The following is a 15,936-nucleotide window of genomic DNA, read 5'->3' as shown; positions in this document are numbered from 1 at the left end:
AACCGATGAGCAGCAACAGCTTCAGTTGGCTGATCACCGACTTCGTGCGTCGGGTACCCGGCGTGGCGCACTCGGTGGTCGTGTCCGCGGATGGTCTGCTGCTGGCCGGTTCCCAAGGCTTGCCGCGTGACCGCGCCGAGCAGCTTTCCGCTGTCGCGTCAGGTCTGGTCAGCCTCACCCAAGGCGCAGCGCGCTGCTTCGAAGCAGGCGAGGTGACCCAGACCGTCGTCGAGATGGAGCAGGGCTACCTGTTCCTGATGTCGATCAGCGACGGCTCGTGCCTGGCCGTGCTCGCCGCGCCCAACGCCGACATCGGCCTGGTCGCCTACGAGATGACCCTGCTCGTGGAGCGGGTCGGTCGTCAGCTCACGCCTGAGCTGCGCGCGCAGCTGCAAGGCATGGGACGCCGGTGATTCCGGCTGGGAGAGCTGAGGGGAGCTGACCATGAACGCCGGTTCCGAGCCCAGCTGGGACGGTGACCTGTTCCGCCTCTACAACAAGCGGCTGAGCGCGGAGTCCTGGCAGGACGACTTCGTCGACGACACCCCGTCCGGGCAGGGCGGTGATGCCATCGGCGGCTACGACCGCGCGTTGTTCGGGGGACCGGGTGCCGACCTGTTCGGGTCGGGCGGATACGGCGACACCTCTTCGGGCGGGCAGAACAACGCCCAGCACGACGGTTGGGGCAAGCAGGATCCCCGCGCCGCTGCGGACAACTGGGGCTCCCAGGACCGCGGCACCCCGGCTCCGCGTCCGCGCCCGGACAGCGGCCCGCCGTCGGTGTCGATGCCGTCCATCTCGCAGTCGATGTCACCGATTTCCCAGTCCATGCCGTCGATTTCCGGCTCGATGCCGGCGATCCCGGCGATGGACGACATGGAAGCCGAGGACAGCGGCGGTTCACTCGTTCGGCCGTATGCCCGAACTCGAGGGCGTACCCGCACCGATTATGATCTTGCTATCGAGACGTTGGTAAGCACCAGCGAACGAGGTCGCAACCAGGCGACCCAATCCCGGCCCGAGCACCGCTCGATCTCCGAGCTGTGCCTGGAGGCCCGTTCGGTCGCCGAGGTCGCCGCTCACATGCGGCTGCCGCTCGGCGTGGTGCGGGTGCTGATCGGCGACATGGCCGACACCGGGCTGGTTCTGATTCATGACAGTGGCATGGTCGTCGGTGATCGGCCGTCCATGGAGTTCTTGGAGAGGGTGCTCAGTGGGCTTCGCAGGCTCTGATCCCCGGTCGCAGCAGCCGAGCAACCAGAAGACTTCGACGAAGATCGTGGTTGCCGGTGGTTTCGGCGTCGGGAAGACGACTTTCGTCGGTTCGGTCTCCGAGATCGTGCCGTTGACCACCGAAGCGGTGATGACCGAGGCCAGCGTCGGCGTCGACGACCTCACCGCCACGCCGGGCAAGGTCACCACGACCGTCGCGATGGACTTCGGCCGCGTCTCGCTGGACTCGGACCTGATCCTCTACCTGTTCGGCACGCCCGGCCAGCACCGGTTCTGGTTCATGTGGGACGACCTCGTGCGCGGCGCGATCGGCGCCGTCGTGCTCGTCGACACCCGGCGGCTGGCGGACGCGTTCGCCTCGATCGACTTCTTCGACGACCGGGGACTGCCCTACATCGTCGCGGTCAACACCTTCGACGGCCTCACGCACCACCGCATGGAGGACGTCCGCGAGGCGCTGACCATCGCCGAGTCGGTCCCGATGATCACCGTCGACGCCCGCGACCGCGAGTCGACGAAGAAGGCGCTGATCACGCTCGTGGAGCACGCCATGCGCCAACGCCTCGCGACTTCTCATTAGTCGTGTCGTGGTTGCTTTGATCAGCGGTGCGGGTGGCGGAACCTGACACGCCGTCTGGACTCCGTGCGCCACTCCTTGAGCATTCCGCTTACCCAGGGGGTGGACATCGGCGTCGCGGCGTACTCGCCAGACGACGTGTCAGAACCCGCGGCGGTGCCGGTTGAGAGGGTGCAGCAAAGAGGAAGCGGTTGCGCCGCTTGGGTTTTTGGTTCCTCCTGCGTCAGTCCTCGACCAGGGCGACTGATGTGATGCGGTGCAGGGGGAAGTTGCCGAGCTCGTCGTTGGCCGCGTCGACCCCTTGGAGGACGCCTCCGCCGACGCTGACCGGGCGCACGACGTGCTGGCTGCGGACGCCGTGGGTGTCCACGAAACCCAGCCACACGCTGCGCTTCTCGGCCGCCGCGTCGCGCAGCAGCGCCAGCGTCGCCTCGGCGCTCGGGCGCCCGCGCTCCGGCACCACCGCGCGGCCCCGCCGGGCCGAACCGGCGATGTCGTTGGCGCGCAGCTGCGTCACCATCGATCCCAGCTGCTCCGCGCTGGGCACCGGCGGCCCGTAGGACGTGCGCTGCCGGGTCTTTCCGCGCGTGCGGCGCCCGCTCGCGCGCAGGTCCAGCACGTTGCCGTCGGGCCCCTCCGCCACCGGTGCGAAACCGGCCGAGCGCAGCCCGTCCACCAGGTCCGCCAGGGGCAGCGGGCTGATCAGCACGGTCGGAGCGATGCGTCGCAGCTCCAGCTCCTCGCTCGCCGGAGTCGCCAGCACCTCGGCAAGCACGACCGGATCGTCGCAGCGCAGGAAGGCTGCCGCGGTTCCGGCTCGGAGCTTGCCGTGGCGGCGCGACACGTCGTCGATCAGGTACGTCAACGCCTGCGGGATGGGTGTCTTCGACCGGTCCCGGAACAGCGCGTGCAGGTCGTCGGCGGTGTAGCCGGCGTCCAGCGCCCGGCGCACGCTGCCCTCGCCGACCCGGTAGACGGTGGCGCTGCCCGCGGACTCGACGTCGGCGACGAGCTTCATCTCCGCCGCCAGATCCGGTTCCAGCCGTCCCGGCGCGACGACCGTCAGATCCGCCTGCACCAGCACGTGATCCAGCGGATCGGGCAGCACCTCGCGGAGCCGGTGGCCGGCCTCGGCCGGGCCGTCGAACAGCAGCGCGCGACCAGCGGTGGTCATCGCGTCCAGCGCGACCACGCCCAACGCGGTCGCCTCCGACAGCGTCCAGCGCACCAGGTCGTCGCGCAGCCGACCGGCGTGCCGGGGCGCGCGCCAGGCGAGCACGGTAGCCACGTCGTCCGGGCGGGCCCCGCAACCGCCGGGGAGCTCGTCGAGGTAGTCGAGGATGCGGCGGCGGTCCTTCGGCGCCAGCGGGCGGCTCAGCTCGTCCGACAGCGGCCCGATCAGCCGGTCCTTCTCATCGCGGGCACCGGTCAGCCCCGGCAGCCGGGGGAGGTCCAGCCACGCGGCGGCCAGCACGGCCCAGCGGTGCTCGACGGGGGAGGCCAGCCAGGTGTCGGAGGAGATCGTCGGCAGCCAGCGCGGTTCGGCGTCCTCGGTGCGGTCCAGCAGGCCTGCGGCGACGGCCACCTCCACCAGCAGCGACATGTGCTGCTCGTCGACCTCCAGGGTCTTGGCGGTGCGGCGCACGTCGCGGATGCCGACCCCGCCCGAGCGCAGCACGTCCGGCGGATCGGTCTCCCACGCGAGCAGCAGTTCCTCGACGTGCCGCAGCAGTTCCAGCGCCGCGCCACCCGCGGTGCTGTCCACCCGCTCGCGGTCGGTCTGGGTGAGCTCCGGGGCGGGTTCTTCGGGTTCGATCCGGCCCATCGGCTGATCCCCGCGCACCGCGAGCGCCAGCTGCCGGGGCAGTTCCACGGTCTCGGTGTCGCGGCGCAGCAGCAGCCCCCTGGCCAGCAGGCGCTGGACCGGGTTCGTCGCGCGTTCCAGCGGCACGTGCGCGGACGCGTCCTTGGTGCGTCCGATGGGGGAGCCGTCGGCGAGCTTGCCGACCAGCCGCCGCTCCTCCTCGTCCAGCTCGGCCAGGGCCGCCTTGGCGGTCACCTCGGTCAGGTCGTCGGCCGGTCGCCCCAAGCCCCCGGGGAACGTCGGCAGCACCTCGCGAGTGGTGCCCGCGATCTCCAGCGAGTCGTCGTCGCCCCACACCAGCGCCAGGTCGCGCAGCGCGTTCACCGTCCGGCGAACCCGCTGCACCGTGACCTCGCTGCCGAGCAGGTCGGCCACCGCGTCCAGCCCGACGGGCTGCTTGTCGGCGTCGAGCAGGACCAGCGCCTCCATCACGCTCAACGCGAAGGAGTCCAGCTCCTCGCAGGCGCGGGCGACCGATGATCGCTGCGCGACCCGGGAGCCGAGCACGGACAGGTCGGCGGGCGGCGGCGTCGCCAGGTCCGGGCGCGCGCGCAGCAGAGCGACGAGCTGCTCGTCGCCGCGGTCGCGGAGCCAATTTCCCACTGGAGGCATCACGCCCACGATACCCAGTAGTCGTCCCCAACCCCCCGCGCTAGCCGCGCACCACCCCTCCCAACCTCGCCCCCACCGGCCCCGACCGGATCTCAGTGGAAACCTGGTCCCGGACTTCAGTGGAAATCTGGTGCCGGACTTCAGTGGAAATCCGGGCACGCCGCGTCCTGGGGTGGCGGGTCCCGCGTTGCGCAGGGGAGGAGAGGTGCAAGCTGCGACACCCTTGGGTGAGTTCGATCGCCCCGATCCGGCAAACTGGAGTTGCCCGTAGCCGGAATGCACAGGAGGACGACGTGGCCGGCAAGACCAAGAAGGACCGTATCGACCCGACCTGGCCGCAGGCCGGTGCCGGAGAGCACCCGGTCAGCGAGCTGGTGGCCGACAAGCAGGGCGCCCTGTCGCCGTTCGGGGACACCACGTTCCCGCTGAACGACGACGCGGTTCCGTACGAGCACCCGGTCACGGTCATCAACAAGTGAGGCCCCTGTCGCCGGACCGGCCGGGTGCCGGTTCGGCGTCGAAACCGGTCCCCGGCGAACGCGGCGTGTCAATACTGACTCACGAGTAACCCACCGGATCTAGCTCACAGTCGGGAAAGTTTTAGGCTTTTTCGTGCTGGGTGAAGTTCCGGTCGCTTAGCGGGTCAGAATGGCTTGCGTGCCGGGGAGGCGATCTGCTTCGGCGGTCAGACCGCCGGAGGACGGCACCCACGTCCATAGCCGTTCGCTCGACAGGGGTGTGCCAATGCCGGTTCCAGGTCCTGGTTACTCGATCACCGTGCGCGTCGAGGCTCCGCCGTCGACGACCGCCGCGGGCGATCTGACGAGCGCCATCGGGCGCGCGGGCGGTGTGATCACGGCATTCGACGTGGTCGAGTCGCACGCCGACCGCATCGTCGTCGACATCACCTGCAACGCGCTGTCGGCCGACCACGCCGGCGAGGTCACCGAGACCCTCGAAGCGCTGCCCGGCGTGCGCGTCCGCAAGGTCTCCGACCGGACCTTCCTGGTCCACCTCGGCGGCAAGATCGAGGTCAACTCCCGCGTCGCGCTCACCAACCGCGATGACCTCTCCCGCGCCTACACCCCGGGCGTCGCCCGCGTGTGCACCGCGATCGCCGAGAACCCCGACGACGCCCGCCGCCTCACCGTCAAGCGCAACGCCGTCGCCGTGGTCACCGACGGCTCCGCCGTGCTCGGCCTGGGCAACATCGGCCCGGAGGCCGCGCTGCCGGTCATGGAGGGCAAGGCGGCGCTGTTCAAGAAGTTCGCCGGGGTCAACGCCTGGCCGGTCTGCCTGGACACCCAGGACACCGAGGAGATCATCCGCGCCGTCGAGCTGATCGCCCCCGTCTACGGCGGCATCAACCTCGAGGACATCGCCGCTCCGCGCTGCTTCGAGATCGAGGCGCGGCTGCGCGAGAAGCTCAACATCCCCGTCTTCCACGACGACCAGCACGGCACCGCCATCGTCGTGCTCGGCGCGCTGCGCAACGCCCTGCGCGTGGTGAACAAGGACATCGCCGACTGCCGCATCGTGGTCTGCGGTGTCGGCGCCGCGGGTTCGGCGATCATCCGGCTGCTGCAGAACAAGAAGCCCGCCGACATCATCGCCGTCGACATCAACGGCATCGTGCACACCGGGCGCGGTGACGACGACGAGAACCTGCGCAACATCGCCTCCACCACCAACAACGAGGGCCGCACCGGCACGCTGTCCGACGCGGTGCGCGAGGCCGACGTGTTCATCGGCGTCTCGGCGCCCAACCTGCTCTCCGCCGACGACGTGGCGAGCATGAACTCCGACGCGATCGTGTTCGCCCTGGCCAACCCGGACCCGGAGATCGACCCGCTGGAGGCCCAGCAGCACGCCACCATCGTGGCTACCGGGCGCAGCGACTACCCGAACCAGATCAACAACGTGCTGGCCTTCCCGGGCGTCTTCCGCGGACTGCTCGACGCGCACGCCCGCGAGATCACCGACGACATGATGCTCGCGGCGTCCAACGCCATCGCCGACGTCGTCGACGGCGAGCGCCTCAACGCCTCGTTCATCGTCCCCAGCGTCTTCGACAACGCGGTGGCCCCGGCCGTCGCGGACGCCGTCAAGAAGGCGGCGCTGGCGGCCAAACCCGCCGAGACCGCCTCCCGGGGTGGCTCGTCCATGCCGTGGAGCATGGCCGAAGACCTCGACTTCTAGGAGCTGCTGAGGAACCGCGCCGCGTGGCGGTGCGGGACCTGACATCGCCGTCTCCGGGGGGCGTGATCACGACGGTGATCGCGCCCCCCGTTGCGCCTTCCCTCCACTCGGCCGGGGACGGCGGTCCTCTAGGCTTTCGGCATGGCGCAGGATGAGCTCACCCACGTCGACGCGGCCGGTGCCGCGCGCATGGTCGACGTGTCCGAGAAGGACGCCACCGCCCGCAGGGCCGTGGCCAGTGGAGTCGTGCGCACGACGGCCGAGGTGATCGCGCTGCTGCGCCGCGACGGCTTGCCCAAGGGCGACGCCATCGCCACCGCCCGGCTCGCCGGGATCATGGGTGCTAAGCGCACCCCTGACCTCATCCCGCTGTGCCACCCCATCGCCATCTCCGGCGCCAAGGTCGAGCTCGAACTCGGCGACACCGAAGTCCGGATCACCGCCGCGGTCAAGACCACCGACCGCACCGGTGTCGAGATGGAGGCGCTGACCGCGGTCGCCGTCGCCGGGCTCGCGCTGCACGACATGATCAAGGCCGTCGATCCCGGCGCCGTGCTCGACGCCGTCCGCGTCGAGCGCAAGGAAGGCGGCAAGACCGGCCTCTGGGAGCGCACCGACGCGGACTAATCCGCCGCTCGCCGTCGTTGCACCAGAACCGGGCCATTCACGGGAGGTCTCCATGACGAGGACCGCGCGAGTCGTCGCCGCGTCCAACCGCGCCGCCGCCGGGATCTACGAGGACCGCACCGGTCCGGTGATCGTTAAGTGGCTGCGCGACCGCGGCTACGAGACCCCCGAGCCGTTCGTGGTGCCCGACGGCGACCCGGTCGGCGATCAGCTGCGCACCGCCGTCAACGCCGAGGTGGACGTCGTGATCACCACCGGCGGCACCGGCATCAACCCCACCGACCGCACTCCCGAGGTGACCGGACAGGTCCTCGACCACCAGATCCCGGGTCTCGCGGACGCCATCCGCGCCGCCGGACTGCCCGAGGTCCCCACCGCCGTCCTCTCCCGAGGACTGGCCGGGGTCAGCGGTCGCACGCTGATCGTGAACCTCCCGGGCTCCACCGGCGGGGTCAAGGACGGCCTCGGCGTCCTGGAAGGCGTCCTGGACCACGCGGTCGATCAGCTCCACGGCGGCGACCACCCCGGATCGGCGACCGCACCGGCGCACACCCCCGCCGAGGTGCTGCGGGCCGACGTCGTCGACGAGCACATCGACGTCGATTCGCTGGCCCGGTCGGTGGAGCACAAGGCGGCCGGGGCAGTGGTGACCTTCGGCGGCGTCGTGCGAGACCACGACGGCGGCCGGGGAGTGCTGGAGCTGGAGTACACCGGGCACCCCATCGCCCAGGACGTGATCCAGGAGGTCGCCGACGACATCGCCGGGCGGTTCGAAGGAGTTCGCGCCATCGCCGTCTCGCACCGCGTCGGCATGCTCAAGATCGGCGACGTCGCGCTCGGCTGCGCGGTCGCCGCGGAGCACCGCAAGCAGGCGTTCAACGCCTGCTCCGAACTCGTCGACGAGGTCAAGCGCCGGCTGCCCATCTGGAAGCGCCAGGTCTTCGACGACAACACAGAAGAATGGGTCAACTGCCCATAGATCGTCAGGCAAGCGGCGGAGCCGCTTTCTCCGTACCCCACCCGAGCAACCGGCACCGCCGCGGGTTCTGAGACGTCGTCTGGCGAGGACGCCGCGACGCCGTGTATTGGCCATACATCAGGAGTGGCGCCCGGAGTCCAGACGGCGTCTCAGGTTCCGCCACCCGCACCGCTGAGCAAACCGATCCGACACAACTCCCTTCAAAAGCAAGAAACCCCCTCCACCGCTTGGGGGCATTGCGGCGGAGGGGGTTTCTCTGGCGGAGCACGTGCCGTGTCGGGGGAGACGGCGCGTGCTTCCTTGCCGGTCAGCGTTGGGGGATCCCTGACCGTGCAGGTCTTACTTCACGTCGAGCTGCTGACCCGGGAAGATGAGGTTCGGGTCGCTGATCACGCTCGAGTTCTTGGTGGCGATGTCCTGGTAGTTCACGCCGAACTGCTGGGCGATCTTGCCCAGGGTGTCGCCCGCCTTGACGGTGTAGTCCGCGCCGTCCGCCTTGACCGTGGACTTGGTCTTGGTGGTCGTGGTCTTCTTCTTGGGCGTGGTCTCGGTCTTGGTGCTCGACTTGGTCGAGCCGCTGGTCCAGTTCAGCTTCGCGCTGCAACCCGGCCACGCGTTCTTGCCCTGGGAGGCGAGAACCTTCTCCGCGACCGCGATCTGCTGTTCGCGCGTGGCGTTGTGGGCGCTGCTGGCGTATTCGGTGCCGCCGTACGCGGACCAGGTCGACGGGGTGAACTGGAGGCCGCCGTAGAAGCCGTTGCCGGTGCTGGCGCTCCAGTCGCCGCTGCTCTCGCACTTGGCCAGAGCGTCCCAGTCCGCGGCGTTGGCGGGTGCAGCGATCGCGATCGGGGTGGCGACCACAGCGCCGGCAACGGCGATCCGGGCGAAATTGCGCTTGGTACTCGAAGGCTTGCGGTGCTTGCCCTTGTAACTGGACATGTCCCTCTCTCCTGCCGCGCCTCGGGTCGAACCCTGGTCTGGCTCCTTCGGGTGGAGCCGGGTCCACGCCCGCCGGTCTCGGGGGAGCCGGCGGCGCCTCGGGGCTTTCGGGGGGCCCTGAGACGTCCCTCGTTCCTGTCCGGTTCTGTTTCGTTTTCGGGGTGAGAGCCCGCTGGACAGGTTCGGCGCCACGGGCTCTCGAGTTCCTTGCTGATCGGTTCGGGGCCGACCGAGGAGCGACACTACGTAACCAATCCGAAGATCGGAAATCTTGGACCATGTGACGCTGGTCACAGTAACACCGGCGAAACGGGTGGCGATCCCGATCATTTTCGCTGATCAGAGCGTCGTTATCGGACCGTTTCCGGGCTGATATCGATCACCGTAAGTGAGGCTTGGGTCACCACGATGCTCCCACTGGGGAACCCCTGTCACGCGGTTACCAAATGTCGAGCGTGCGTGGGTCACGCCGGGGTGTGGGGACGCGGACGGCCGAGCGCGAACGCGATTCGTGTTCGCGAAAACACGGAGCGTGGGTGGTCCAGTCGCTAGATCGGGTGGCTCTCAGGCGGTCGAGCGTCGGGCGCGGGAGGTGCGCTGAAAATCAAGATCGAATGAGGGAAAAATCAACTGAGAAGTCACCTGAACGAGGCTGTACGACACGCCAGGGAATGTTGTATTCGCGCACCCGCACGCGCGCAGAGGACACAGTGCACCGTCCTCAGAGGGCGGTTCAGCCGCCCGCGAACGGCGGCAGGACGTCGAGGGTGGCGTCGCCGGGAATGCGCGTGCTGCGGTCGCGAACGGCCACGCCGTCGAGGAGGAAGCTGCACGCCGGCAGCACCTTGGCCAGCTTCTCGTCGTGCTGGTTCAGCGCCGCCGCGATGGCGTCGGAGACGGTCGGAGCCGCGCCGTCCGGGCGGTTCAGCCGCACCGTCTCCTCGCGGACGCCGGCCGCGGCGCGAGCACCTGCGAAGTACCGGACCTGCACCGACACCGAACTCCTCGCCGGACCGGCGCTCTGCTCCGACACCGCGGTCATCTCCGCTAACCCCCGATTGCGCTCATCGGCCTTGATGGTTGGGCGAACTCACCGGAGTCCATCCCGTGACCGGCGGCCTTGGCCCACATCTCGCCCTGCCACAGCCGGATCAGCTCGGCGTCGGTGGCGCCTTCGCGCATGGGGCCGCGCAGGTCCGTCTCCGTCGTCGAGAACAGGCACGAGCGTAGCTGTCCGTCCGCGGTCAACCGCGTGCGGTCGCACGCCGCGCAGAACGGCCGCGTCACCGAGGCGATCACGCCCACCGTGGCCGGGCCGCCGTCGACCAGCCAGCGCTCGGCCGGTGCCGAGCCGCGCTCGGCGACGTCCGGGGTGAGGGTGAACTCCTCGCCCAGCATCTCCAGGATCTCGTCCGCGGTGATCATCGCGGAGCGCTCCCAGCCGTGCTGGGCGTCCAGCGGCATCTGCTCGATGAACCGCAGCTGGTAGCCGCGCTCGATGCAGTACCGCAGCAGTTCGGGTGCCTCGTGGTCGTTGATCCCGCGCATCAGCACGGCGTTGACCTTGACCGGCTCCAGTTTCATCGTCTTGGCGGCGGCGAGCCCGTCGAGCACGTCCTGCATGCGGTCGCGCCTGGTCAGCTCTTTGAACACCGCTCGGTCCAAGGTGTCCAGCGAGACGTTGACCCGGTTGAGCCCGGCCGTCACCAGCTTCTCGGCGAAGCCGCCGAGGTTGATGCCGTTGGTGGTCAGCGAGGTCGTGGGCCGGCTGGGCAGCGACGAGGTGGCCGCGATGACGTCGACCAGGTCCTGCCGCAGCAGCGGTTCGCCGCCGGTGAAGCGGACCGTGGTGACGCCGAGCTCTTCGACCGCGATGCGGATCAGCCGGTTCATCTCGTCGGTGTCGAGCATTTCGTCGCGCTTGAGCCAGGGCAGCCCTTCGGCGGGCATGCAGTAGGTGCAGCGCAGGTTGCACTTGTCGATCAGGGAGACGCGCAGATCCGTCGCCACCCGACCGAAGCGATCCACCAGGTACGGCGTGTCCGGCCGTTCGGAGGAGTCGATCGTGCGGCGCACGAACGGAATTCCCAAGTCCACCGCGTTCACAACTCGACCCTATCTCCTCGGACCGACGCTTTTCGATCGCGAGCGTCAATTTGGACGGTGCGAGATCGCTGGTCAACGGCGGTGCGGCAGGGGTTGACGATCCTGGTTCGCGGTTCAGAACGCCTTGGTTTTCCCGCACCTGCGGAAGTATTGTTCTGACCGTGCCGCAATATCGGATCGCAGAGTCGGCCTCGCTGCTCGGCGTCAGCGACGACACCGTTCGCCGCTGGGTCGACGGCGGGCAGTTACCCGCGGAGCGCGACGCAGCCGGACGGCTGGTCGTCGACGGAGCCGCGCTCGCCGAGTTCACCCGCCACCAGGCCAGGTCCGCACCGGACCCGTCGGCCGTCGGGCGCTCGGCGCGCAACCGCTGGGTCGGACTGGTGACCGAGATCGTCTCGGACAAGGTGATGTCGCAGGTGGAGATCCAGTGCGGACCTCACCGCGTGGTGTCGCTGATGAGCACCGAGGCGGTGCGCGAGCTCGGGCTGGTGCCCGGTTCGCTGGCGGTGGCCGTGGTCAAGTCGACCAACGTCGTGGTGGAGACACCGGGAGAGGGCTGAATGTCGAAGCTCAAGATGATCGCGGGCGGGATGCTCGCGCTGACCCTGCTGGCCGGCTGCGGGCAGGCCGGGTCCGGCCAGCAGACCCCCGCGCAGCAGCGCACGGTGACGGTGCTGGCGGCGGCCTCGCTGACCGAGTCCTTCGACGAGCTGGGCAAGCGGTTCACCGCCGAGCACCCCGACGTCGCGGTCCAGTTCGACTACCAGGGTTCGTCGACGCTGGCCGAGCAGATCAAGCAGGGCCGACCGGCCGACGTGTTCGCCTCCGCCGACGACAAGAACATGTTGAAGGTCGCAGACCTGGTCTCGCCGCCGCAGAGCTTCGCCACCAACCGGCTGACCATCGTGGTCCCGCCCGGCAACCCCGCGCACGTGACCTCGCTCGCCGACCTCGCGGACAAGAAGCTGGTCGTCTGCGCCCCGCAGGTGCCCTGCGGCGCCGCCACCCAGCAGGTCGCCGACGCCGCCCACGTCGGGTTGCGGCCGGTCAGCGAGGAGAACGACGTCAAGCAGGTGCTGCAGAAGGTCGTCGCGGGCGAGGCCGACGCGGGCCTGGTCTACGTCACCGATGCCAAGGCCGCGGGAGACCGGGTGCAGGCGATCGACTTCCCGGAGGCACACCAGGCGGTCAACAACTACCCGATCGCCACCATCGGGGACTCGCAGCAGGCGCAGCTGGCGAACGAGTTCGTCTCGTTCGTGCGCGGGCCCGCGGGCCGCGAGGTGCTCGGCGCGCACGGTTTCGACGTTCCATGATCAGGCGTCATCCACCGCAGGTCCCCGCAGTGCTGTGGGGCCCTGCGGTGCTCGCGCTGGCGCTGGTGGTGCTGCCGGTCGCCGGTCTGCTCACCCGCGTCGAACCGGCCCGGCTGCCGGGGCTGCTGCTGAGCCCGGCAGCGCTGGAGGCGCTGCGGTTGTCGGTGATCACCGGGTTGATCGCGACGGCCCTGGCGGCGCTGCTGGGGGTGCCGCTGGCCGTCGTGCTGGCGCGCTCCACGCTGCCCGGGATGCGGGTGGTGCGCGCGCTGGTGCTGCTGCCGCTGGTGCTGCCGCCGGTGGTCGGCGGGCTGGCGCTGCTGTACCTGCTGGGCCGGACCGGGCCGCTCGGCGGTGTGCTCGCGGTCGCCGGAATCCGGTTGCCCTACACCACGGCCGCGGTCGTGCTGTCCCAAACCTTCGTCGCGATGCCCTTTCTGGTGGTCGGTCTCGAAGGCGCGTTGCGCACGGCGGGCGGACGCTACGAGCAGGTCGCCGCGACGCTGGGAGCCGGTCCGTGGCTGGCATTCCGGCGCGTGACGCTGCCGCTGCTGCTCCCGGCGCTGGGGTCGAGCCTGGTGCTGACCTTCGCCCGCGCGCTCGGTGAGTTCGGCGCGACGATCACCTTCGCGGGCAGCCTGCAGGGCAGCACCCGGACCCTGCCGCTGGCCATCTACACCACCGCCCAGTCCGATGTGGACGCTGCGGTGGCGATGTCGTTGTTGCTGGTCGTGGTGGCCCTGCTGGTGATCGTGATCGCCAGGCCGAGGGCAGTGGAGGGACGGTTGTGAGCGGCCTGCGGGTGGACGTCGAGCTGCACCGCGCGGAGTTCTCGCTGCGCGCGGAATTCGCGGTGGCGCCCGGCGAGGTGCTGGCGGTGCTCGGCCCTAACGGAGCCGGGAAGTCGACGCTGCTGTCGGTGCTGGCCGGGCAGCTGGTGCCCGATCGCGGCGTGGTCGAACTGGGCGGGACGGCCTGGTTGGACACCGCACGCCGCATCAACGTCCCCACGCACCGGCGCGGAGTCGGGCTGCTCGCCCAGCAGGCGCTGCTGTTCCCCAACCTCACCGCGCGCGACAACGTCGCCTTCGGCCCGCGCGCCGCGGGCACGAGCAAGGCGCGGGCCCGGGAGATCGCCGCGCGCTGGCTGGCCGAGACCGATGTTGCCGACCTGGGCGGTCGCCGTCCGGCGCGGCTGTCCGGAGGACAGGCGCAGCGGGTCGCGCTGGCTCGCGCGCTGGCCGGCGAACCCGGGTTGCTGATGCTCGACGAGCCGCTGGCGGCCCTCGACGTCGACGCGGCTCCGGCCATGCGCGGACTGCTGCACCAGGTGCTGCGGCGTCAGGAGATGCCGACGGTGCTGGTCACCCACGACGTGCTCGACGCCGTCGTGCTGGCCGACCGCCTGCTTGTGCTGCAGGACGGTCGCGTCGTCGAGCAGGGGCCGACCAGCGAGGTGCTGTCGCGTCCGCGCGAGGCGTTCACCGCACGCCTCGCCGGTCTCAACCTGCTGACCGGCACGGCGATCGACGGCGGAGTGCTGATCGGCGAGGAGATCATCAGCGGCCGGGTGGTCGAGGAGCTGGAGTCCCGGGAACCGGCGGGCGCGGTGTTCGCGCCGTCGGCCGTGGCGGTGCACCGGCAGCGCCCGCACGGCAGTCCGCGCAACGCGCTGCCGGTGCGCGTCACGGCCGTGGAACCGCGCGGCGACGTGGTCCGGGTGCGCGCCACGGGCCCCTCGAAGGTCGGGATGTCCGCCGACGTCACCCCGGCAGCGGTCGCGGAGCTCGGGATTTCCGCAGGTGAGGAAGTCTGGTTCGTGATCAAGGCGACCGAGGTGGCCATTCACCCGGTATCCGGAGGATCATCGGGGGCGTGACTGAGCCATCCACCTGGACGTACCTGATGGACATGGACGGCGTGCTGGTCCACGAGGAGCACATGGTGCCCGGCGCGGACGAGTTCGTGGCCGCTCTTCGAGAGCACGGCATCCCGTTCATGGTCTTCACCAACAACTCGATCTACACACCACGGGACCTGCGGGCCCGGCTACTGCGCAGCGGGCTGGACATCCCGGAGGAGGCGATCTGGACGTCCGCGCTGGCCACGGCGCAGTTCCTGGAGCAGCAGCGGCCCGGCGGCTCGGCCTTCGTGGTCGGCGAATCCGGGTTGACCACCGCGCTGCACAACATCGGCTACGTGCTCACCGACCGGGATCCCGACTACGTGATCCTGGGCGAGACCCGCACCTACAGCTTCGAGGCCATCACCAAGGCCATCCGACTGGTGGAGAACGGTGCCCGGTTCATCGCCACCAACCCGGACGAGAAGGGCCCGAGCCGCGAGGGCACGCTGCCCGCCACCGGCGCCGTGGCCGCCCTGATCGAGCGGGTCACCGGCCGCGCCCCGTACTACGTGGGCAAGCCGAACCCGCTGATGATGCGTTCCGCGCTGCGCCACCTGGGCGTGCACTCGGAGAACACGCTGATGATCGGCGACCGGATGGACACCGACGTCCGCTCGGGCCTGGAGTCCGGGCTGCAGACGATCCTCGTCCTCTCCGGCATCTCCGACCAGGACACGGCGGAGCTCTTCCCGTACCGCCCCACCAAGGTCGTCCGCTCCATCGCAGACCTCCGGGACCACGTCACCGACCCCTTCAACGCCTGACGGGACGACCTCGGGGATCACCACCGCACGTGATTCCCGAGCCACCCACCCAGCCATCGCCCCTCGAACTTCGCGCGAAGTTCGAGGGGCGATGGCTGGGGCGGGCACCGCTCTCGCGGGGTTGGCCCGAGATGGCGGTGGAGGTGAAGATGGTGACCTGCACCACCGAATCGGGAGGTTGCCGTGGACACCGAGCCGACACCGCTCAGCTACGACTCCGGTACGTCGACCGTGCCGCTCCTGGGCGACACGATCGGGACGAACCTGGACCGTACGGCCGCCCGCTTCCCCGACCGGGACGCGCTGGTGGAGGTCGCCACGGGTCGTCGCTGGACCTACCGGGAGTTCGTCGCCGACGTCGATGCGGTGGCGACCGGCCTGCTCGACGCCGGCATCACCAAGGGGGACCGGGTGGGCGTGTGGGCGCCCAACCGCGCCGAGTGGACCCTGACCCAGTACGCGACCGCCAAGATCGGCGCGATCCTGGTCAACATCAACCCCGCTTACCGGTCGCACGAGCTGGAGTACGTGCTCAACCAGGCCGGGGTCCGGATGCTGGTGTCGGCGAAGTCGTTCAAGAGCTCCGACTACGTCGCCATGGTCGACGAGGTCCGGAGCAAGTGCTCGGGCCTGGAGCAGGTCGTGTTCCTGGAGTCACCGGAGTGGGAGAGCCTCGCCGGCGCTACCGCTGACCAGCGCAGACTCGGCGAGATCCGGCTGTCGTCGGATGATGCGATCAACATTCAGTACACGTCGGGGACGACGGGTTTTCCGAAGGGTGCGACGTTGTCGCATCACAACATCCTCAACA

17 protein-coding genes are annotated in these 15,936 nt (G+C 69.8%); 13 read left to right on the top strand and 4 right to left on the bottom strand.

The annotated features are described in order from the left end of the window. The first annotated feature begins 5 nt into the window (after positions 1 to 5). From AB0J78_RS25735 to AB0J78_RS25725, 3 genes are read left to right on the top strand one after another with little or no spacing between them, the layout of a single operon-like run. The gene (locus tag AB0J78_RS25735) at positions 6 to 413 is read left to right on the top strand and encodes a roadblock/LC7 domain-containing protein (RefSeq protein ID WP_175548002.1); all 408 of its coding nucleotides are present in this window, start codon (positions 6 to 8) and stop codon (positions 411 to 413) included. Between the two features lie 31 nt (positions 414 to 444). Beyond that, complete coding sequence (locus AB0J78_RS25730; RefSeq protein WP_363793269.1) at positions 445 to 1,233, top strand: DUF742 domain-containing protein; 789 nt, start codon at positions 445 to 447, stop codon at positions 1,231 to 1,233. Next, positions 1,214 to 1,813 (top strand): ATP/GTP-binding protein, encoded by a 600-nt coding sequence (locus AB0J78_RS25725; protein WP_132676688.1) that lies wholly within the window; start codon positions 1,214 to 1,216, stop codon positions 1,811 to 1,813. The genes AB0J78_RS25730 and AB0J78_RS25725 overlap by 20 nt, the downstream gene beginning before the upstream one ends. Before the next feature lie 220 nt (positions 1,814 to 2,033). Here the strand turns inward: AB0J78_RS25725 and AB0J78_RS25720 are convergent, their stop codons facing one another. After that, positions 2,034 to 4,286, bottom strand: coding sequence for a helicase-associated domain-containing protein (locus tag AB0J78_RS25720; protein WP_363793267.1), 2,253 nt, complete (start codon positions 4,284 to 4,286; stop codon positions 2,034 to 2,036). Positions 4,287 to 4,579: 293 nt separating this feature from the next. On the opposite strand from AB0J78_RS25720, the gene AB0J78_RS25715 reads away from it, so the two are divergent. The 4 genes from AB0J78_RS25715 (at position 4,580) to AB0J78_RS25700 (ending at position 8,091) form a co-directional block, all read left to right on the top strand. Further along, positions 4,580 to 4,765, top strand: coding sequence for a hypothetical protein (locus tag AB0J78_RS25715; RefSeq protein ID WP_363793265.1), 186 nt, complete (start codon positions 4,580 to 4,582; stop codon positions 4,763 to 4,765). Positions 4,766 to 5,030: 265 nt separating this feature from the next. Then, positions 5,031 to 6,485, top strand: coding sequence for an NAD-dependent malic enzyme (locus tag AB0J78_RS25710; RefSeq protein WP_363793263.1), 1,455 nt, complete (start codon positions 5,031 to 5,033; stop codon positions 6,483 to 6,485). Between the two features lie 141 nt (positions 6,486 to 6,626). Continuing rightward, on the top strand, positions 6,627 to 7,112 hold the full coding sequence (gene moaC / locus AB0J78_RS25705; protein WP_363793261.1) for a cyclic pyranopterin monophosphate synthase MoaC: 486 nt from the start codon (positions 6,627 to 6,629) through the stop codon (positions 7,110 to 7,112). A gap of 52 nt (positions 7,113 to 7,164) precedes the next feature. Next, the gene (locus tag AB0J78_RS25700) at positions 7,165 to 8,091 is read left to right on the top strand and encodes a molybdenum cofactor biosynthesis protein MoaE (RefSeq protein WP_363793259.1); all 927 of its coding nucleotides are present in this window, start codon (positions 7,165 to 7,167) and stop codon (positions 8,089 to 8,091) included. Between the two features lie 339 nt (positions 8,092 to 8,430). On the opposite strand, the gene AB0J78_RS25695 is transcribed toward AB0J78_RS25700, so the two are convergent. The 3 genes from AB0J78_RS25695 to moaA form a co-directional block, all read right to left on the bottom strand. Further along, entirely contained in the window at positions 8,431 to 9,030 is a 600-nt protein-coding gene (locus AB0J78_RS25695) for a transglycosylase family protein (RefSeq protein ID WP_363793257.1), read from the bottom strand. A 733-nt stretch (positions 9,031 to 9,763) separates the two neighbouring features. Then, complete coding sequence (locus AB0J78_RS25690; RefSeq protein WP_363793255.1) at positions 9,764 to 10,072, bottom strand: MoaD/ThiS family protein; 309 nt, start codon at positions 10,070 to 10,072, stop codon at positions 9,764 to 9,766. A gap of 5 nt (positions 10,073 to 10,077) precedes the next feature. Continuing rightward, positions 10,078 to 11,136, bottom strand: coding sequence for a GTP 3',8-cyclase MoaA (gene moaA / locus AB0J78_RS25685; protein WP_363793253.1), 1,059 nt, complete (start codon positions 11,134 to 11,136; stop codon positions 10,078 to 10,080). Positions 11,137 to 11,297: 161 nt separating this feature from the next. Here moaA and AB0J78_RS25680 point away from each other — a divergent pair, with 161 nt between their 5' ends. The 6 genes from AB0J78_RS25680 to AB0J78_RS25655 all read left to right on the top strand — a co-directional run. After that, positions 11,298 to 11,699 carry a TOBE domain-containing protein gene (locus tag AB0J78_RS25680; RefSeq protein ID WP_363793251.1) on the top strand — a complete coding sequence of 134 codons (402 nt, stop codon included), beginning with the start codon at positions 11,298 to 11,300 and terminating at the stop codon, positions 11,697 to 11,699. After that, the gene (gene modA / locus AB0J78_RS25675) at positions 11,700 to 12,455 is read left to right on the top strand and encodes a molybdate ABC transporter substrate-binding protein (protein ID WP_363793249.1); all 756 of its coding nucleotides are present in this window, start codon (positions 11,700 to 11,702) and stop codon (positions 12,453 to 12,455) included. It begins immediately after the preceding gene. Further along, on the top strand, positions 12,452 to 13,246 hold the full coding sequence (locus tag AB0J78_RS25670) for an ABC transporter permease (protein ID WP_363793247.1): 795 nt from the start codon (positions 12,452 to 12,454) through the stop codon (positions 13,244 to 13,246). Before modA ends, AB0J78_RS25670 begins: the two co-directional genes overlap by 4 nt. Continuing rightward, a complete protein-coding gene (locus tag AB0J78_RS25665; RefSeq protein WP_363793245.1) occupies positions 13,243 to 14,334 on the top strand; it encodes an ATP-binding cassette domain-containing protein in 1,092 nt (363 codons plus the stop codon). Before AB0J78_RS25670 ends, AB0J78_RS25665 begins: the two co-directional genes overlap by 4 nt. A 26-nt stretch (positions 14,335 to 14,360) precedes the next feature. Further along, positions 14,361 to 15,125: an HAD-IIA family hydrolase gene (locus AB0J78_RS25660; protein ID WP_363793559.1), complete on the top strand. Its 765-nt coding sequence runs from the start codon at positions 14,361 to 14,363 to the stop codon at positions 15,123 to 15,125. 183 nt (positions 15,126 to 15,308) lie between these two features. Then, the coding region (locus tag AB0J78_RS25655; RefSeq protein ID WP_363793243.1) for an AMP-binding protein at positions 15,309 to 15,936 on the top strand (628 nt) is incomplete at its 3' end.

The organism is Saccharopolyspora sp. NPDC049426 (assembly GCF_040676935.1).
In the GTDB taxonomy this organism is placed as follows: Bacteria; Actinomycetota; Actinomycetes; order Mycobacteriales; family Pseudonocardiaceae; genus Saccharopolyspora.
This window is presented reverse-complemented; position numbering and strand designations above follow the sequence as displayed.

Coding starts and splice junctions, on each gene's coding strand:
- AB0J78_RS25735 (WP_175548002.1), top strand. CDS start 6: ATGAGCAGCAACAGCTTCAGTTGGCTGATCACCGACTTCGTGCGTCGG.
- AB0J78_RS25730 (WP_363793269.1), top strand. CDS start 445: ATGAACGCCGGTTCCGAGCCCAGCTGGGACGGTGACCTGTTCCGCCTC.
- AB0J78_RS25720 (WP_363793267.1), bottom strand. CDS start 4,286: ATGCCTCCAGTGGGAAATTGGCTCCGCGACCGCGGCGACGAGCAGCTC.
- AB0J78_RS25710 (WP_363793263.1), top strand. CDS start 5,031: ATGCCGGTTCCAGGTCCTGGTTACTCGATCACCGTGCGCGTCGAGGCT.
- moaC (WP_363793261.1), top strand. CDS start 6,627: ATGGCGCAGGATGAGCTCACCCACGTCGACGCGGCCGGTGCCGCGCGC.
- AB0J78_RS25700 (WP_363793259.1), top strand. CDS start 7,165: ATGACGAGGACCGCGCGAGTCGTCGCCGCGTCCAACCGCGCCGCCGCC.
- AB0J78_RS25695 (WP_363793257.1), bottom strand. CDS start 9,030: ATGTCCAGTTACAAGGGCAAGCACCGCAAGCCTTCGAGTACCAAGCGC.
- AB0J78_RS25690 (WP_363793255.1), bottom strand. CDS start 10,072: ATGACCGCGGTGTCGGAGCAGAGCGCCGGTCCGGCGAGGAGTTCGGTG.
- modA (WP_363793249.1), top strand. CDS start 11,700: ATGTCGAAGCTCAAGATGATCGCGGGCGGGATGCTCGCGCTGACCCTG.
- AB0J78_RS25670 (WP_363793247.1), top strand. CDS start 12,452: ATGATCAGGCGTCATCCACCGCAGGTCCCCGCAGTGCTGTGGGGCCCT.
- AB0J78_RS25660 (WP_363793559.1), top strand. CDS start 14,361: ATGGACATGGACGGCGTGCTGGTCCACGAGGAGCACATGGTGCCCGGC.